Annotated in this window: 14 protein-coding genes and 1 pseudogene; 9 read left to right on the forward strand and 6 right to left on the reverse strand. The window is 65.2% G+C overall.

Going from position 1 to position 17,525, the window contains the following annotated elements; translation table 11 throughout:
• Both GSQ95_RS04755 and gloB read right to left on the reverse strand, forming a co-directional pair.
• Positions 1–288 (reverse strand): lytic transglycosylase domain-containing protein (locus GSQ95_RS04755; RefSeq protein ID WP_306167710.1); only part of this gene is annotated, 288 nt, incomplete at its 3' end.
• A 145-nt stretch (positions 289–433) separates the two neighbouring features.
• A complete protein-coding gene (gene gloB, locus GSQ95_RS04760; protein WP_158895789.1) occupies positions 434–1,213 on the reverse strand; it encodes a hydroxyacylglutathione hydrolase in 780 nt (259 codons plus the stop codon).
• Positions 1,214–1,296: 83 nt separating this feature from the next.
• On the opposite strand from gloB, the gene GSQ95_RS04765 reads away from it, so the two are divergent.
• From GSQ95_RS04765 to nudC, 5 genes are all read left to right on the forward strand, one after another.
• Complete coding sequence (locus tag GSQ95_RS04765; RefSeq protein ID WP_133861674.1) at positions 1,297–2,073, forward strand: methyltransferase domain-containing protein; 777 nt, start codon at positions 1,297–1,299, stop codon at positions 2,071–2,073.
• Positions 2,066–2,530, forward strand: a complete 465-nt coding sequence (gene rnhA, locus GSQ95_RS04770) for a ribonuclease HI (RefSeq protein ID WP_158895791.1) — start codon at positions 2,066–2,068, stop codon at positions 2,528–2,530. The genes GSQ95_RS04765 and rnhA overlap by 8 nt, the downstream gene beginning before the upstream one ends.
• Positions 2,531–2,548: 18 nt before the next feature.
• Positions 2,549–3,283, forward strand: coding sequence for a DNA polymerase III subunit epsilon (dnaQ, locus tag GSQ95_RS04775; protein ID WP_158895793.1), 735 nt, complete (start codon positions 2,549–2,551; stop codon positions 3,281–3,283).
• A gap of 433 nt (positions 3,284–3,716) precedes the next feature.
• A complete protein-coding gene (locus tag GSQ95_RS04780) occupies positions 3,717–5,396 on the forward strand; it encodes a ferrous iron transporter B (RefSeq protein ID WP_158895795.1) in 1,680 nt (559 codons plus the stop codon).
• Positions 5,393–6,220, forward strand: coding sequence for an NAD(+) diphosphatase (nudC, locus tag GSQ95_RS04785; RefSeq protein WP_158895797.1), 828 nt, complete (start codon positions 5,393–5,395; stop codon positions 6,218–6,220). Before GSQ95_RS04780 ends, nudC begins: the two co-directional genes overlap by 4 nt.
• Here the strand turns inward: nudC and GSQ95_RS04790 are convergent.
• Together GSQ95_RS04790 and pobA are read right to left on the reverse strand one after the other, a co-directional pair.
• On the reverse strand, positions 6,188–6,964 hold the full coding sequence (locus GSQ95_RS04790; RefSeq protein WP_017640224.1) for a TSUP family transporter: 777 nt from the start codon (positions 6,962–6,964) through the stop codon (positions 6,188–6,190). The genes nudC and GSQ95_RS04790 overlap by 33 nt on opposite strands.
• Before the next feature lie 77 nt (positions 6,965–7,041).
• The gene (pobA, locus tag GSQ95_RS04795; RefSeq protein ID WP_158895799.1) at positions 7,042–8,226 is read right to left on the reverse strand and encodes a 4-hydroxybenzoate 3-monooxygenase; all 1,185 of its coding nucleotides are present in this window, start codon (positions 8,224–8,226) and stop codon (positions 7,042–7,044) included.
• 114 nt (positions 8,227–8,340) lie between these two features.
• Here pobA and GSQ95_RS04800 point away from each other — a divergent pair, with 114 nt between their 5' ends.
• Positions 8,341–9,258: a helix-turn-helix domain-containing protein gene (locus GSQ95_RS04800; protein ID WP_158895801.1), complete on the forward strand. Its 918-nt coding sequence runs from the start codon at positions 8,341–8,343 to the stop codon at positions 9,256–9,258.
• On the opposite strand, the gene GSQ95_RS04805 is transcribed toward GSQ95_RS04800, so the two are convergent.
• Together GSQ95_RS04805 and GSQ95_RS04810 are read right to left on the reverse strand one after the other, a co-directional pair.
• On the reverse strand, positions 9,218–12,277 hold the full coding sequence (locus GSQ95_RS04805; RefSeq protein WP_158895803.1) for a hybrid sensor histidine kinase/response regulator: 3,060 nt from the start codon (positions 12,275–12,277) through the stop codon (positions 9,218–9,220). The two genes, GSQ95_RS04800 and GSQ95_RS04805, sit on opposite strands and share 41 nt — an antisense overlap.
• Positions 12,278–12,320: 43 nt before the next feature.
• Positions 12,321–13,589: a 3-phosphoshikimate 1-carboxyvinyltransferase gene (locus tag GSQ95_RS04810; protein ID WP_158895805.1), complete on the reverse strand. Its 1,269-nt coding sequence runs from the start codon at positions 13,587–13,589 to the stop codon at positions 12,321–12,323.
• Between the two features lie 203 nt (positions 13,590–13,792).
• Between GSQ95_RS04810 and GSQ95_RS04815 the strand changes: the two are divergent.
• The 3 genes and pseudogenes from GSQ95_RS04815 to GSQ95_RS04825 all read left to right on the forward strand — a co-directional run bounded on the left by GSQ95_RS04815 (position 13,793) and on the right by GSQ95_RS04825 (position 17,525).
• A pseudogene (locus GSQ95_RS04815) lies at positions 13,793–15,346 on the forward strand (alkaline phosphatase).
• A gap of 119 nt (positions 15,347–15,465) precedes the next feature.
• Complete coding sequence (locus GSQ95_RS04820; RefSeq protein ID WP_158895807.1) at positions 15,466–16,410, forward strand: DNA replication terminus site-binding protein; 945 nt, start codon at positions 15,466–15,468, stop codon at positions 16,408–16,410.
• Between the two features lie 521 nt (positions 16,411–16,931).
• On the forward strand, positions 16,932–17,525 hold the full coding sequence (locus tag GSQ95_RS04825; RefSeq protein WP_158895809.1) for a DUF1349 domain-containing protein: 594 nt from the start codon (positions 16,932–16,934) through the stop codon (positions 17,523–17,525).

Below are 17,525 nucleotides of genomic sequence, written 5' to 3' on the forward strand. Positions count from 1 at the left end.
GATGCGCGGGTTGGTACCGTTGTCACCGGCGCCCTGCAGCTGATAGCCGTCCCGTACCCGGTCCCAGATGTCGCCGCTGGTGGCGGCCGCGGTCGGTGCCTTGCGCAGCCATTCCGGCGGACGTTGCATCTTGCTTTGCGTCATGTGCAGATCGGCCTGATAGGCACGATTGTCTGGCTGCTGGTTGCTCTGGCAGCCGGCGAGGAAGACGGCGAGGCAGAGCGCCGAGACTTTGAAGGAGGTCGCCAGCACGTCTGGTTCGCGGGTTTTCGGCGTCGCTGGCGGCATTGGTCTGGGCTTTCCGGGAGCTGGAGGATGGGCGATTCTAGGAACCGCATCCCGGTGGGTCAAGGAACAACCCCTTGGCCTGTGACCTGTACGACGACCGTGAACCCTCGGTTCCAGCGTGCCGGCAGGGTCTGGGCAATAGGTGTCAGAACGTGTCTTTCCAGCCTCTCAACGCCGCGAAATAGGTATCCTCCGGCGCATCTGCCGCCACCCCGCGCTTCTCTTGCAGACGCAGGCGCACGCTGCTTTCGGCGGTACGCAGGAAGGGGTTGATGCGGCGTTCGCGGCCCAGGGTGGAGGGCAGGGTGGGGCGCTGGGTCTCCTGCAGCTGCTGCGTCTCGGCCAGGGCCTGTTGCACCGCGGCGTTTTCCGGCTCCACCGCCTGGGCGAAACGCAGGTTGCTGAGGGTGTACTCGTGGCCACAGTAGATTTCGGTGGCGTCCGGCAGACTGGCCAGGCGCTGCAGAGAGGTCAGCATCTGGCTGGGCGTGCCTTCGAAGAGTCGGCCGCAGCCGGCCGAGAAGAGGGTATCGCCGCTGAACAGCAGGGGCCGTTCGCCGGCGACATAATAGGCGATGTGCCCGGCGGTATGCCCGGGCACCCGCAGGACCTCGAAGGAGACGCCTAGCACCTCCAGGCGCTGGCCGTCCGCCAGGGGGAGGTCGACCGCGGCGATGCGTTCGTCAGCCGGCGCACTGACCCGGGCGCCACTGCGCTGCTTGAGCGCAGTGATACCACCGGTGTGGTCGTTATGGTGGTGGGTGATCAGGATATCGGTCAGGCGCCAGTCCGGATGGGCATCGAGCCAGGCCAGGACGGGGGCGGCATCGCCCGGATCGACCACGACCGCCTGTCTTGTCGCGGCGTCCCTGATCAGCCAGATGTAGTTATCGTTGAAAGCGGGCAGCGGAAGAATGTCGAACATGGACGAGCTCTCTGGTCGGACTGCAGGCCCCTAGGGTAGCAGTGGGTGGTAGGGCTAAGGCTTCAATATGAGAGGACCAGACGATGCACGATGAATTCTCCGCCCAGGTCGATCCGCGCTGGCTGAGGCTGATGAGCTCGGCGCGGGACTGGCTGGCCGGTCCACTGGGCCAACTGCTGCTGGAGCAGGAGCGCGTGCTGATCGACGAAGAGCTCAAGCGCCACTTCGGCAGTTACCTGATCCATTACGGTCCGCACCCCGAGGCGCCGGCCAATTGCGGTCAGCTCCGCCATGCGGTGCGCATAGGCCCGCCGCTGGGTGATGTGGACATCGTCTGCGAGGAGGGTGCCTGGCCCCTGGGCGAGCACGCCGCCGACGTGGTCCTGTTGCAGCACGGTCTGGATTTCTCCCTGGCGCCGCATCGGCTGTTGCGTGAAGCGGCACTGAGCGTGCGCCCGGGCGGGCACCTGGTGGTGGTGGGCATCAATCCCTGGAGTCTCTGGGGCGTGCGCCATTACCTGGCTCGGGATGCCCTGCGCAAGGCCCGTTGTTTCGGCCCCAGTCGGGTCGGCGACTGGCTGTCGGTGCTGGGCTTTGCGCTGGAGAAACGGCGCTTCGGGTGTTATCGTCCGCCGCTTTCATCCCCCAAGTGGCAGCAGCGGCTGGCCTGGATGGAGCAGGGTGAAGCCGAACCCAACTGCGAGCAGGCAGCGGGCGCAGGCTTCTATCTGCTGTCGGCGCGCAAGCTGATGTTCGGCCTGCGCCCCGTGCCCCAGGCGCGCAAGGAACCGCGCGGCAAGCTGGTGCCCATGCCGGTGGCCAAGATCAGCCGCCGCGAATCGAGTGAATCCAATGAGTGACGACATCGTCGAGGTCTTTACCGACGGCGCCTGCAAGGGCAATCCCGGCCCCGGCGGCTGGGGCGCCTTGCTGAAGTTCAAGGGTGCAGAGCGCGAGCTCTGGGGCGGCGAAGCCAACACCACCAACAATCGCATGGAGTTGATGGCGGCCATCCAGGCCCTGGCGGCGCTCAAGCGCCCCTGCCAGATCCGCCTGACCACCGACTCCGAGTATGTGATGAAGGGCATCACCCAGTGGCTGGTGAACTGGAAGAAGCGTGGCTGGCAGACCGCCGCGCGCCAGCCGGTGAAGAACGCCGAGTTGTGGCAGGCCCTGGACGAACAGGTCCAGCGCCACCAGGTCGAGTTGCGCTGGGTGCGCGGCCACACCGGCCACCCCGAGAACGAGCGAGCCGACCAGTTGGCCAACCGCGGTGTCGACGACGTCCGTCAGGCCAAGCAGGCCGCCAAGGCGTAACCAGCCAAGAGGTTAGCGATGAGATACGTAGTTCTGGATACCGAAACCACCGGCATGCCGGTGACCGATGGCCATAGGGTCATCGAGATCGGCGGGGTCGAGGTCGTCGGCCGGCGCCTGACCGGGCGGCATTTCCATGTCTACCTCAACCCGGATCGGCAGATCGACGAGGGCGCCATCGCGGTCCACGGCATCACCGACGAATACGTCGCCGACAAGCCGCGCTTCGCCGAGATCGCCGACAGCTTCTTCGAGTTCATCGAAGGCGCCGAGCTGGTCATCCACAACGCGCCCTTCGATGTGGGCTTCATCAACATGGAGTTCGCCCGGCTGGGTGCCCATCCCGAGCGCGCCGACATCTCCCAGCACTGCTCGGTGCTCGACACCCTGGTCATGGCCCGCGGCCGCCATCCCGGCCAGCGCAACAGCCTGGATGCCCTCTGCAAGCGCTATGGCGTAGACAACTCCAACCGCGAGCTGCATGGCGCCCTGCTGGACGCCGAGATCCTCGCGGACGTCTACCTGGCCATGACCGGCGGCCAGACCAGCCTGTCGCTGGCCGCCCATGGCCAGGAAGGCAATGGCGACGGCAATTACGTCATGCCGATCAGGCGGTTGCCGGCCGATCGCCCGCGGACCCGGGTGATCAGCGCCACCAGCACCGATCTCGATGCCCATGCGGCGCGCATGGCGGCCATCGAAAAGAGCTGCGGCCGGCCCCCCCTTTGGCTGGCCGGCGCCGACGCCGAATAGCGCCTTTCAACGCTCTCCAGACGCCCGCCCGGTCCGGGAGCGGGCGTTCGCGTTCGTCTGAATAAGCTGAAAGACCTCACAATTTTCAGCTATTGTTCAACTAAGATGCTGCAGGCTGGTCATTTGAGCCCGCATGAAGCCTCGAATTTCGAATTGCGCGGAACTTTATTGGTTCTTCAAAATCATATGACGATTCGGAATTATCGCTTCGCTGTTGTGGATTTACAGGTCTAGCGTTCCAGAGCAAGGTTCTTTGGCGTGGCGAGTAGTCCCATACCCGTCCGCCTGGAATGATTAGCGTGACCCGGTCAGGAAGACGCAGGTACCTAGGCTCCAGTTGGAATAGCAAGCCTTTCTTCCCGTTTAAAATGGCGTTGGCGAGGTTGTAATGGCGCAGGAGGCGTAAGGCACCATGGTGACCGGAGCAAGAGCTTTGAGCTTGGTCCGCGAACAACTGTTCGCGACCATCGAGGAAGCGGAATCCCATCTCGAACGATTCATCGTCGAGCGGCACTGCAGCAGCCTGTTGCAGCGCGCAGTCGAGAGCATCGGCCAGATTCGTGGCGCCCTGACGCTGATAGAGCTGACCGGCGCCCAGTTGCTCGCCCATCAGACGTTGCAGATCGCCAACGACATTCCTGCCGGTGCCGGCGCCGAACACGACGAGCACCTCATGGCGATCTGTCGTGGACTGCATGTGCTGCGCCGCTATCTCGAACAGCTGCGTAGCGGTCAGGACGAGATGCCCGAGTTGCTATTGCCGGCGATCAACGCCTTGCGACTCGCTGGCGGCGAACCCGAACTCCCGGAAAGCTATTTCTTCAGTGTCCGCCTCGATCAGCGTCCCCTGATCAGCGAGACCACCAGTCTTGGCGTGCGTGAGCGTCAGGCCCAGGCGCGCCGGATGCGCCAGATGTACCAGGTCGGCCTGCTGGGTTTCCTGCGCGACAGCAATGGCGTGGCCAGCCTCAGGCTCATGGCCAGGGCGCTGGAGCGCTCCGCGGCGCTGCTGCACGATCATGTCGGCGGCTACCTGCCCTGGGTCGCCGCGGCCACGGTCGAGGGCTTCGCTCAGGGCCGCCTGACGGCGACCCGTGAACGCAAGCAACTGTTCGCCCGGGTTGATCGCGAGTTGCGCCAGATGCTGGGTAACGAGCTGCACGAGCCGGCCCGCAGCACCCTCAAGGAGCTGCTCTATTTGCTGGCGTTGGCCGGTGTCGAAGGCGCCCATCCGCAAGAGGTCATGAACGCCTACGGCTTCGAGCGACTCGGCTTTACCGATGCCCAGCTCGAAGCCGGCAAGAAGCGGCTCGCCGGTCCCGGTCATGCGGTGATGCATTCGCTGTCTGCGGCGATCCGCGAAGAGGTGGAGACGGTCAAGGACCTGATCGACCTCATCGAAGCCGAGTTGCGCACCGGCGCCGAGCAGAATCGCCTACCTCGCTCCGATAATTTCTCCCGGCTGTATGTCCAGGTCGGCCTGCTGGGCAAGACCCTGGAGATGGTCGGGCAGGAAAATGCCGGTCAGGTACTGCAGCAGTGCCTGCCCAACATCTCCCAGTTCCGCGATCGGACGGTCGTGCTGGAAGATCTCGCACCCCTGGCTGATGCCCTGTTGCTGGTGGAAAGCCTGCTGGGCCAGCCCGAAGGGCAGGGCTCGCTGATCGACGTACCCCTGGAGGCCGAGGGTGTCCAGGTCAGTGTCGCCAACTATCAGCTGGGCGAGGCCCAGGCGCTGCTGCATCGGGAGGCCTACAAGGGCCTGACCGACGCCAAGCGCGCCATTGGTGCCTTCCTCGATTCCCGTGGCGATACCCTGCACCTGGCTACCGTGCCGGCGCTGCTGGATACCGTCCGCGGTGCCTTGTTCTTCCTGGGTAATCCCCGGGCGGCCGAGCTGGTGCGGGCCTGTACCGGTTATATCCAGCGCTGCCTGATCGAAGGCGGCCAGGCCTGCGAGTCGGCGACCCTCGAAGTGCTGGCGGATGCCCTCAGCAGCATCGAGTTCTTCGTCGAAAGCGGTGGCACCGAGAGCCAGGACGGCACCCCGGAGATTCTCGATATCGCGGCGCAGAGCATTCGCGCCCTGGGTTGGACCTCGGCTGCGGCATGAGTGTCTGGGAGCCTGGCTGGTTCCAGACCGTCCAGTCCTCCGGTGGCTGGCTGGTCGTCCACAGTGGCCAGGCGTTTCTGACCTCAGGCACCGAGGCGCTCTTCGCCCTGGATGATCCGCGTGTCCAGGGCTTCGCAGGGGAGCGCCATGGGTTGGGCCAGTGGCAGGCGCAGCCGGTCACGCTGCTCGAACTGGATGCGCTTGAGGATATCGATGGCTGCCTCTGGCAGCCCTTGCGCCCGCTGATGCTGCAATCGCCCCATGCGCTGTTCAAGTTGCTGGGCTATGCCAACCAGATCGGGACCTGGGCGCGGCAGCATCGCTTCTGCGGGCAGTGCGGTACCCGTACCTTCGCTCTCGATGGCCAGCGCGGCCTCAAGTGCCCGAATTGCCAGCTCACCCAGTATCCACGGCTGTCGCCCAGCATGATCGCCCTGGTCACCCGCGGCGATGAGGTGCTGCTCGCGCGATCGCCCCGTTTCGCGCCCGGCGTCTTCAGCACCCTGGCGGGCTTCGTCGAGCCAGGCGAGTCGGCCGAGGCCTGCGTGCACCGGGAGATCATGGAAGAGGTAGGGGTCTCGGTCACCAACCTGCGCTACCAGGGCAGCCAGAACTGGCCTTATCCGCATTCCTTGATGCTTGGCTACCACGTCGATTACCTGGGCGGCGACATCCGTTGCCAGCCGGAGGAAATCGAAGACGCCCGCTGGTTCCATCTGCGCGAGTTGCCGACGCTGCCGCCGGCCTTTTCCATCTCGCGCTTTCTGATCGATCGCTATCGCGTCGAGCGGCTAGGCGGCGCTGAACCAGTGCTGCCAGATTAGCTTGACGGTCAACGCCAGCACGACGCAGATGAACACCGGGCGGATGAACTTGGCGCCGCCGGCGATGGCGCTGCGCGCCCCCAGATAGGCACCCAGGGTCAGCGACAGGCCCATGGTCAGCCCCAGTACCCAGAGCACCTGCCCCAGAGCGATGAACATCACCAGGGCGACACCGTTGCTGACGAAATTCATGGTGCGGGCGACGCCACTGGCCTTGAGCAGGTCCAGCGGGTAGAGCAGCAGGCTGCTGACCGTCCAGAAGGCGCCCGTGCCCGGTCCGAACAGGCCGTCATAGGCGCCCAGCGTCAGGCCCTGGGGCCATTGGCGCCGCTGCGGCACGGGCGCGTCGCTGAGCACCGGCGCCTTGGGCGTACCGCCGAACAGCAGATAGAGGGCGCAGCTGAACACCACGACCGGCAGCAGCTGATTGAGGAAGTCCGCGGAGAGATGGTGGGCGACCAGGGCGCCGATCCCCGCACCGATGGCGGTAGCCACCAAGGCATGCCGCCATTGACGGGGATGGAACAGCTTGCGTCTATAGAAGGTGTAGGCGGCGGTGGCGCTGCCAAAGGTGGAGCTGAGCTTGTTGGTGCCGATCGCCAGATGAGGCGGCACACCGGCCATCAGCAGGGCCGGCACCGTGAGCAGGCCACCACCGCCGGCGATGGCGTCGATGTAGCCGGCCAGAAAGGCGACCCCCGCCAGCAGCGTCAGGGTCATGGGGTCCAGGGCGAATTCGAGCATGGGGTAGGGCGCCAGGTGGAACGGGGGCGCCATCATGCATCAGACGCGCAGCCGTCACCACCTGTCGCCGCCCCCGGTCAGTCCAGTGCGGGGAAGGGCAGTCCGACGTAGTTTTCCGCGAGGGTCGTGCGACCGGCTCTGGAATCGAGCAGCGCCTGGAGTTCGGCGTCCTGCACCCGCTGGGTGAAGGCGTCGGTATCCGGAAAGTGGTGCAGGGCGGTGGTCATCCACCAGGAAAAGCGTACCGCCGCCCAGATGCGTTTCAGGCACAGCGTCGAATAGCGTTCGAGGCAGGCGGCATCGCCGGTGCGATAGGCCCGCTCCAGCAGCAGATGCAGATTGCGCACGTCGCCCAGGGCCAGGTTGAGCCCCTTGGCGCCAGTGGGCAGGACGATATGGGCGGCATCGCCGACCAGGAACAGGCGGCCGTACTGCATGGGCTCGACCACATAGCTGCGCAGCGGGGCGATGCTCTTTTCCAGGGACGGACCGGTCACTAGCTGGGCCGCCGTCTCGGCCGGCAGGCGCGCCTTGAGCTCCGCCCAGAAACGCTCATCCGACCAGTTCTCCACCGAGTCCCCGGCTGCCACCTGCAGGTAATAGCGGCTGCGGGTCGCCGATCTCATGCTGCACAGGGCGAAGCCGCGGGGATGATTGACGTAGATGAGCTCGGGGGCGGCGGGCGGGGTATCGCTCAGCAGTCCCAGCCAGCCGAAGGGATAGACCCGCTCGTATTCGGTGAGCACACCGTCCGGGATGCTGCGGCGCGAGATGCCATGGAAGCCGTCGCAGCCGGCGATGTAATCGCAGTCGATGCGCAGGGTCTCACCGGCGACCTGGCAGGTGACATGGGGACGCTCGCCCTTGAGCTCATGGGGCTGGACATCGCTGGCCTGGTAGAGGGTAGGGGCGCCGCTGGCCTCGCGGGCGGCCATCAGGTCGCGGGTTACCTCGGTCTGGCCATAGACGGTTACGCAGCGGCCGCCCAGCAGATCGTTCAGGTCCAGTCGCTCGCGCTGGCCATGGATGGCGAACTCGACCCCCTCGTGTACCTGGCCTTCCTGTTCCAGCCGCTCGGCAACGCCGGCCTGGCGCAGCAGATCGACCGTGCCCTGTTCGAGCACGCCGGCGCGGATGCGGCTGAGCACGTGATCGGCGCTCTGGCGCTCGACGATGACGTTGTCGATGCCCGACCGGGTGAGCAGTTGGCCCAGCAGCAGCCCGGAAGGGCCCGCGCCGATGATGACGACTTGGGTACGCATGGAGTCTGTCCTCTGGTCTGGCGTGATCGCCGTCTTGTTATAGGGCTCCGGTATTTTTGGACGATTTGGGCTGGTATCGACAGGGACCTTTCCGATACTTTCTGGTACTTTTCAATGATTCGTGCGGCTATCGCCCAGGGACTGACGATGACCAACGCCCTGCCACCCATCTTCAAGCTGTATGGCGAGGCCCAGGCCTGGCCGGCACCGGATCTGCTGCATTGCGAGACCATCGAGAGTCGCAGTCGGCTGCATGCCTGGCATATCGAAACCCATCGCCACGCGGATCTCGCGCAGCTGCTCTATGTGCGCACCGGTGGGGTGCGCCTGCAGCTGGAAGACTGGCAGGGGGAAAGGCGCGGACCGCTGCTGGTGGTGCTGCCAGTACTGTGCGTCCATGCCTTCGACTTCGATCCGGCGGTCGAAGGCTTCGTCATCACGCTGCCGGTACCCCAGGTGGAGCGGCTGAAGCAGCGCTGCCAGCGAGCCGGTCAGGGGTTGTTCCTGGGTGCCGAGTGCCTGGACCTGGTAGGGCCGGACGCCCTCTGGATCGATCAGTTGATCGGCCAACTGGTCGCTGAATACGAAGGGCACAAGCCGGGTCGCGAGATAGTGCTCGAAGCCCTGCTCGACAGCCTGGCGATCTGGCTGTTGCGGCAACATCGCCATGAGCAGGGCACGGCCTTGCCGCGGCGTGCCGAACAGCACCTGGGACGTTTCCTGGCGCTGGTGGAGCAGCATTATCGCGAGCACTGGAGTCTGGGTCGCTACGCGACGGCGCTCGGTATTTCAGGGGTACACCTGAACGGTCTGTGTCGGCAGCTGGCCGGTGCCTCGGCGCTGGCCATCGTGCACCAGCGGCTGCTGCTGGAGGCGCGCCGCACCCTGAGCTACACCCAGGCGTCGGTGGGCGAGATCGCCGATGCCCTGGGCTTCGCCGATCCGGCCTACTTCGCGCGTTTCTTTCGCCGCGGCACCGGGCAGAGCCCGCTCAATTATCGGCGTCTGGCGGGCCAGCAACGGCAGGGCTGACGGCTGCCAGGGTTTCGCCGACCCGCGCCGCCAGGGCGTCGAGGTTGAAGGGTTTGGTGATCAGCGTCATGCCGGGGTCGAGATAGCCGTCCAGATGCGCCCCTTCGGCATAGCCGGTGGCGAACAGTACCCTGAGGCCGGGCCGGCGCTGCCGCGCGATCTCGGCCAGCTGGCGACCGTTCATGCCCGGTAGCCCGACGTCCGACAGCAGCAGATCGATGGGACGTCCGCTTTCCAGCAATGGCAGGGCGCCACGGGCGTCTTCGGCCTGCAGGGTGGCATAGCCCAGCTCCCGCAGCAGATCCACCACCATCTGCCGGACCACGGGTTCGTCCTCCACCACCAGCACGGTCTTGCCCGCGCCCTGGGGCGTGACGGTGGGCGACGTCAGCCGCGGCGGCTCGACATCGGCGCCCAGGTAGCGGGGCAGATAGAGGCCGACGGTCGTACCCTTGCCGGGCAGGGAGTCGAGTCGGACATGGCCCTTGGACTGCTTGGCGTAGCCGTAGATCATCGACAGACCCAGGCCGGTCCCCTGCCCGATCGGCTTGGTGGTAAAGAAGGGGTCGAAGGCGCGGGCCATGACCTCGGGCGGCATCCCGGTACCATCGTCCACCACCAGCAGCGCCACATAGTCCCCGGCACTCACGGCGTCCAGGCCGTTGCCGCTGTCGGTCAAATAGACATTGCGGGTCTCGATGCGGATGGTGCCACCATGGGGCAGGGCATCGCGGGCATTGAGGACCAGGTTGAGCAGGGCGCTTTCCAGCTGGTGCGCGTCGGTCAGCGCCTGCCAGACGTTGGTGTCCAGGTCGAGGACCAGCGCGATGTCGCCGCGCAGACTGCGCAGCAGCAGCTCCTCCATGGAGCGCACGCTGTCGTTGACATGGATGGGCTGCAGATCCAGCGCCTGGCGTCGGGAAAAGGCCAGCAGGCGCTGGGTGAGGGCGGCCGCGCGCTGGGCCGAGGTCAGCGCCGAGTGCAGATACTGGTCGAACTTGTCCTGCCGACCGGCCTTCTGCTGCCGCTGCAGCATGTCGAGGCTGCCCATGATGCCGGTCAGCAGGTTGTTGAAGTCATGGGCAATCCCGCCGGTGAGCTGGCCCACGGCTTCCATCTTCTGCGCCTGGCGCAGCTGTTCCTGCAGCTCCTGCTGTTCAGTGACGTCACGTCCGACGGCGTAGATCAGATCGTCCTCGGCACTGGCGGTCCAGTCGAGGATGCGATAGCTGCCATCGCGACCGCGCAGGCGGGCCCTGAGATTCGCCGAGCCCTGCTGGCGGCCCAGGCAACGCAGGGTATCGAAGACCTGGCGCTGGTCATCCGGATGGATCAGTTCGGTGAGCTGGACGGTCGCCAGGTCGGTTTCGCGCCGTCCCAGCAGGCGAGTGGCGGCGCTGTTCACCGTCTTCACCTCGCCGTCGGCGCGGCAGATCACCATGAGGTCATGGCTGATACGCCACATCCGGTCCCGCTCACGGGTGCGCAACTCGATCTGCTGTTCCAGCTCCTGGCGCGAGCGGGTGAGCACTTCCCGGGCATCGACGATGCTCTGGATGTCGGTGCAGGTGCCGAACCACTGCTCGATGCGTCCCTTGGCATCGCGCACCGGCTGGGCTCGACCGAGCACCCAGCGGTAACGGCCCGAGCGGTGTCGCAGGCGGTATTCGATATGGTAGGGCTCGCCGGTGCTGAGGCTGTGGTGCCAGACTTTCCAGGTGCGCTCCTGATCGTCGGGATGGAAGACGTCGGCCCAGCCTTCGCCTTCCGTGGAGCCTTCCGGCACCCCGGTGAATTCGTACCAGCGATCGTTGAAATAGAAGTGGTGGCCATCGGGGCGGGTGGCCCAGACCATCTGGTCGATGGAGTTGATGATGGCGCGCAGCTGCGCCTCGTTGCGGGCCAGCTCCTGGGCCTGGCGCCGATGGCCACTGATGTCGATGAACAGTACCGCGAAGCGATCACCCGGCAGCTTGTGGGCGCGCACCTCGTACCAGTGTTCGTGCTGCAGGTGCAGCAGGATGTCGAACTGGGTGAATTCGGCATCGCCGTTCATGAAGTCGATATAGGCGGGCAGCAGATCGGCTTCCAGCTGCGGTAGGGATTCGCGCAGCGTCCGCCCCAGGACCTGATCCAAGGGGATGCCGGTCAGGGTGGCGAAGACCGGATTGACCTCCAGGAACCGGAAGTCCTGCATCCGGGCACTGGCATCGCGGATCGCCTGGGCCATATAGAAGCCTTCGCGCATGCCGTGATACAGCTCCTGCAGCCAGAGATCGCGCTCGGTGATGGCGGCTTCGTTGAGCTTGCGCTCGGTGATGTCGTAGCACACGCCCAGGTAGCGGCCATTGCCCTGGCTGGTCATCAGCTTGCCGCGGCGACCGAGCCAGCGCTCCTCGCCGGTGTCGGCCCGGCGGATGCGGTATTCGAGATAGTCGAGGGCGTCGTCGTCCGGCGCGGCGGTCAAGGTGCGCAGGCTGGCGACATCGTCGGGATGCAGCTGGCGGACCAGCTCATCGAGGGAATAGCTGCGGCTGACCGGTAACCCCCACAGCTCGCAGAACCCCGAGGACACCAGCAGGCGGGCCTCTCCGGGCAGCAATTCGAAGGTGCCGACGCGACCGACGTCCTGGGCCAGGCGTACCCGCTCCTCGGCCATCAGCTGTTCGGTGCGGTCCTGCAGTACATGCACGAAGCCCAGTACGGCGTCGGCGTCCTTCAGGGCCGTGGTGGCGATCTCCACCCAGCGCGGCGTACCGCCCGGTACCGTGATCCAGCCGGCGCTCTGGCCATGTTCATCGACCAGCGCCTGATGCTGGGCCGTGGTCAGGAAGGGGGCATCCCGACCGCCCGCCAGCAGGTCAGCGAAGCGCTTGCCCCGGGCTTCGCTGGCTGGCCGGCCACACAGCAGTTCGGCGCCCCGATTCCAGCGCTCGATGCACCCGTGGTGGTCGGTGATGACCAGGGCGTGGGACGTCAACTGCAAAAGCGCCTGCTGTTCGAGCAGCGAGATCGACATGCGGAGATTCCATTCAGCGAGCGGGCGTGTGGCTAGCGGTATCCTAGGCTTCGATACCCTCGCTCAGCTGGACGTTCAAGCTGCGCAGGGCATTCCAGTACTCAGGATAGGTCTTGCCCACGCATTCGGGGTCAAGAATGCGGATACCCGCCACTTTCAGGCCCGCCAGCGCGAAGCACATGGCGATCCGGTGGTCGGCGTGGGTCTCGATCACGGCATCGGTCCGGGTACCGGCCAGGGCCGGGTCCGCGGCTACCAGCAGGTCGTCACCCTCGACGCTGGCAAGGCCGGCGCGAATGGCGTTGAGGCCGTCGTGCAGCGCCGCGACCCGGTCGCATTCCTTGACCCGCAGGTTGGCCAGGCCGACGAAGCGCACCGGTGTCTCGTTGAAGGCCGCCAGAACGGCGAGGGTAGGGATGGCATCCTGCATCTGCGAGCCGTCGATGACCGCCGGCAGCCGCGGGAAGGCGGCGATATGGTCGCGGGCCTTGGCATCGGGCTGGGTGAAGGCTTCGTCGGCCACGCCCAGATCGATGGCGCCGCCGGTCAGGGCCTGGGCCGCCCAGATATAGGTGGCGGCGGAAGCGTCCGGCTCGATGAAGTAGTCCCGGGCGACATAGCCGGTCGGGGCGACGCGCCAGGTGGCGGCGTCCAGCTGCTCGACTTGGGCCCCGAAGGCGCGCATCGCCTCGACGGTCAGGTCGACATAACCACGGGCGCCGATGTCGCTGCCGCGCAGGGCGACGTCCACCGGTTCGCTGCCCAGCGCGGCCAGCATCAGCAGGGCGGAGACGTACTGGCTGGAGAGACCGGCATCCACCTCGAAGCGGCGAGCGGTGAGGCGGCCCTGGCCGGTGACTGTCACCGGCGGGCAGCCGCTAGGGGCGTCCACCTGGATGCCATTGGCACTCAGGGTTTCCAGCAGGGGACCGATGGGGCGCTTTTGCATATAGGCGTCGCCGGTCAGGGTCACGGCGCCCGCGACGGTCGCCACCGCGGCGGTGAGGAAGCGTACCGCCGTGCCGGCGTTGCCGAGGAACAGCGGTTGAGCCGGCTGCTGCAGGTGACCGGAGCTGGTTACCACGAAGGTGGTGGCATCGGGCTCGTCGACGGTGACACCCATCTGGCGCAGGGCCTCGGACATGTGCCGGGTGTCATCGCTCTTGAGGGCGCCGGTCAGCCGACTGGTGCCCTTGGCCAGCGCGGCTAGGAGCAGCGCCCGATTGGTGATGGACTTGGAACCGGGCGGGGCGATCCGTCCGTGCAGCGCGACGTTGGGCGGGGTGACGGTGATAAAGGGTCTGGCGGACATGGAGGCTCCAAGCAACTTCGCGGCGGCCGTGACGGCGGTTCGTAACAGGGGCGCCATGATGCCATTTCGGGAAGCCAGGCCAAAGTACCTGTTGGTTAATACCACCCCTATAGGGCACAAAGGGTTTACCTCATACCTCTGATGTCATTAACGAGTAATCAAGGCGGGGTAGTGCTAGCGGTTTTCCAGCAGAGGCCTATGCCATGTCCCTTCTTCGTCCTGATCGTCGTCGTGTCCTGCAAGGCCTGGGTGCTTCGCTCCTGTTACCGGCCCTCGGTCAAAGAGCCTGGGCCGCGCCGGCAGGCCGTCCAGCAATACCCGACGGTATCCAGGCCGGGGATGTAACCGACGGCCGCGCATTGATCTGGAGTCGCACGGACCGGCCCGCCCGGTTGCTGGTGGAATGGGATACCCAGGAGAGCTTTCGCTCACCACGCAAGGTCGCCGGTGCCGTCACCACGGCCGCGCAGGACTATACGGCGCGTATCGACCTCGCCAGATTGCCGGCCGATCAGCACATCTTCTACCGCGTCCGCTTCGAGGACGTGGACAGTGGTGCCCTCAGCGAGGCTGTAGCCGGTCACCTGCGTTCGGCGCCGAGTCAGCGTGGGGATATCCGTTTCGTCTGGGGTGGCGACACCGTGGGGCAGGGCTTTGGCATCAATCCCGATATCGGCGGCATGCGCATCTACAACGCCATGCGCGAGCGGCGACCGGACTTCTTCCTGCACAGTGGCGACACCATCTATACGGACGGGCCGGTGCCGGCGCAGATGACGGTGGAGGAAGGGCGCATCTGGCGCAATATCACCACCGAGGCCAAGAGCAAGGTGGCGGAAACCCTGGACGAATTCCGCGGCAACTATCGCTACAACCTGATGGACGACCATCTGAAGCGCTTCAACGCCGAAGTCCCGCAGGTATGGCAGTGGGACGACCATGAGACCACCAATAACTGGTCGCCGAGCAAGACGCTGGACGAGCGCTACCAGGTCAAGGACATCGATGTCCTGAGTGGTCGGGCACGCCAGGCCTTCCTGGAGTACGCGCCCATGCGCGGCGTCTCGGCAGACGGGGCAGGGCGCATCTACCGCCGCATCGCCTACGGCCCCTTGCTGGATGTCTTCGTGCTGGACATGCGCAGCTATCGTGCCGGCAACGACAGCAACCTGGGTGACGAGGAGGGCGGCCAGGGCGCCTTCCTCGGTCAGCAGCAACTCGACTGGCTGAAGAAGGAGCTGCAGGCGTCCAGGGCGACCTGGAAGGTCATCGCGGCCGATATGCCCATCGGGCTGCAGGTCCCGGATGGCAAGGACGCACAAGGGCAGGCCCGCTGGGAGGCTATCGCCAATGGCGACCCGGGCGCCCCCAAGGGGCGGGAGCTGGAAACGGCCGATCTGCTGAGCTTCATCGCGCGGCAGGGGATTCGCAATACCGTCTGGCTTACCGCGGACGTGCACTATTGCGCCGCGCATCACTATCACCCGGACCGGGCGGCGTTCCAGGATTTCGAACCCTTCTAGGAATTCGTGGCAGGGCCGCTCAATGCAGGCAGCTTCGGGCCCAATCCACTGGATGCCACCTTCGGTCCCGACGTGGTGTTCCAGAAGGCACCGCCCCAGGCCAACACCTCGCCGCTGAGTAACTTCCAGTTCTTCGGCGAGGTCGAGATCGACGGGAAGACCGCCGAGTTGCAGGTCACCCTGAGAGATCAGGACGGCCGTCCGCAGTTCAGTCAGAAGTTGCAATCGGTCTAGATCAATACCACCCCTGTGGGGGGGTCTAATACTAAGATATCCCTCTGCAAGGTAATCAATAAGAAGGGTGAAGTTCGTGTAAATGCTACAATCTGGTAGATATCAGGCTGGAGTTGGCTATGCACGAAGACATTAAGAGCGCGTTCGAAGAGCTGAAGCGGAGCATCGCAACCTTCAATGAGCGCTGGCCCAGCAAGGTGATAGCCGCCCGGGTCTGGCGGCTGCCTTTGCTGGCGCAACAGCGGGTGCCGGACCACATCGCAGCGGAGTCCTTCGAGGGTACCGCCGCGGTGGAGCTTACCCGTGATGCCTTGCTGGCCTTCCACCTGCAGCCCGGCCAGGCGCCGGGTACCGTCAGCCGCCTGCCAGGCTATATCGCCCTCGCCGAACCTTTGATGGAGGAGGTCCTGGCCATCAACACCTGCAAGGCGGCCTTCAGCGCGGCGATCGAACAGACGCGCCTGGAGCTGGAGCTTGCGCCCGAGGCACGGCCGCGCATCATGCGCAAAGCCCTGGGCGGCGCCTTCAATACCAAGCAACTGATCCGCAAGGTCCATGGCTTTCCCGATCCGGTCCGGCAGCTGACCTTTACCTGGGCCGGCCATACCGCCGGAGGAGAGCGGGTCAAGGTGTCCAAGGTACGCGAGCAACTCAAGACCCTCGCCATGGCCCGCGCCGATCGAGAGCGGACCGCCCTGGATCGCACGCCGGAATGGCAGGAGCATCAGGCACTCAATCGCATGGCGGACGACGACATCCTGGTCCGGCACAAGAAGATCGCCCCTCATCCACGAGCGATGCTCTGGTTCGGCGAGGAGAGTCGCTATGACGCCATGATCCACGCCAACCTGCCGGTCTTCGTGGTACCGGCCCAGGACGGCATGCAGGTCGTCGACCTGCGCGATTTCGATCGTACCCAGCGCGGGGCGCTGCGACCCGACATCAAGCCGCGTCGCGAGGTGCTGGCCACACGGCTGCTGTATCTGCCCACCGACAATCCCGAACGACCCGCCGCCCAGCGCAACAACGAGGCGACGCTCAAGCGTTCGACCTACAGCCGCTGATCACCGCTGACGTTACCGAGCGGGTGGATGTCGTAACCAGATCCTTCTCCGCCGAGTGAAAAGGTAACGAAATCCTCCGCAACAGTGTCCCAATGTCAGGCTCTAATCAATAAAACATAGACATTACAATGACTTATAAATGTTGGCACGGCGAGTGCTTTATTACTGGCACAAGAACAACAAGATGCGCCGCTAACCGCCCACAACAAGAACAAGACGGCCAAGGCTCGCGAACCGATCATTTTGGAACGCTGCAGAGCAACCAAAGTAATCTGTTCACTTCCCACCTCCTTGGTGGGGCGTACTAAAGATCGATGACGTTGATGTCCGACAACAAAAACAAGAGGACAGCAGACGTACTTGAACAGGGGAGCCTCCGGGCTCCCTTTTTTCATGCCTGCAAGAAATTCGCTAGAGGGCAGGGGATGGCTGCCCTGACAGCACGATTTACCGTCCGGCTTTGGCGCATCTCGCGTCCTTGATCTATCGTGTGCGCAGCCCATCCGCCGCGGATAACCGTCATGACCCTTGCGAAGACCTTGCCCGCCCACTGGCTGAACGAGCCGAAGTGCTGGTCCGACTCGGATGGCTTGCTGCACATCAGCACTGATTGCGAGACCGACTTCTGGCAGAAGACCCAATACGGCTTCGAGCGTGATAGCGGACATTTCCGCGGTTATGCGGCCGGAGCAGACTTTACCGCCCAGGTGCGGATCACCGGGACCTTTGCCGAGCTTTATGACCAGGCCGGCCTGATGGTGCGGCAGGGCCGCGAGCAGTGGTGCAAGACCGGGCTCGAGATCAGCGATGGCATCGCCCATCTGGGCAGTGTCCTCACCCTGGGGCATTCCGACTGGGCCCTTGGCCCGATGCCGGATGCCCTGCGCGGCTTCTGGCTGCGGATGACTCTGCACAGGCAGGTGTTGCGCCTCCAGTATTCCCTGGATGGCCTGAGCTGGCCGCTGTTGCGGCTGTGCCGGTTCGCGAGCGAAGAGGGCACGGACTTGCAGGTCGGGCCCTATTGCTGCTCGCCGCAGCGCGAGGGCCTGGAGGTCAGCTTTGCCGACCTGCAGATCGGGCCGGCGATCGTCAGGGAACTGCATGACCTGAGCTGA

It is taken from the genome of Pseudomonas sp. BAV 4579 (genome assembly GCF_009765395.1).
Lineage (GTDB): Bacteria > Pseudomonadota > Gammaproteobacteria > Pseudomonadales > Pseudomonadaceae > Chryseomonas > Chryseomonas aestiva.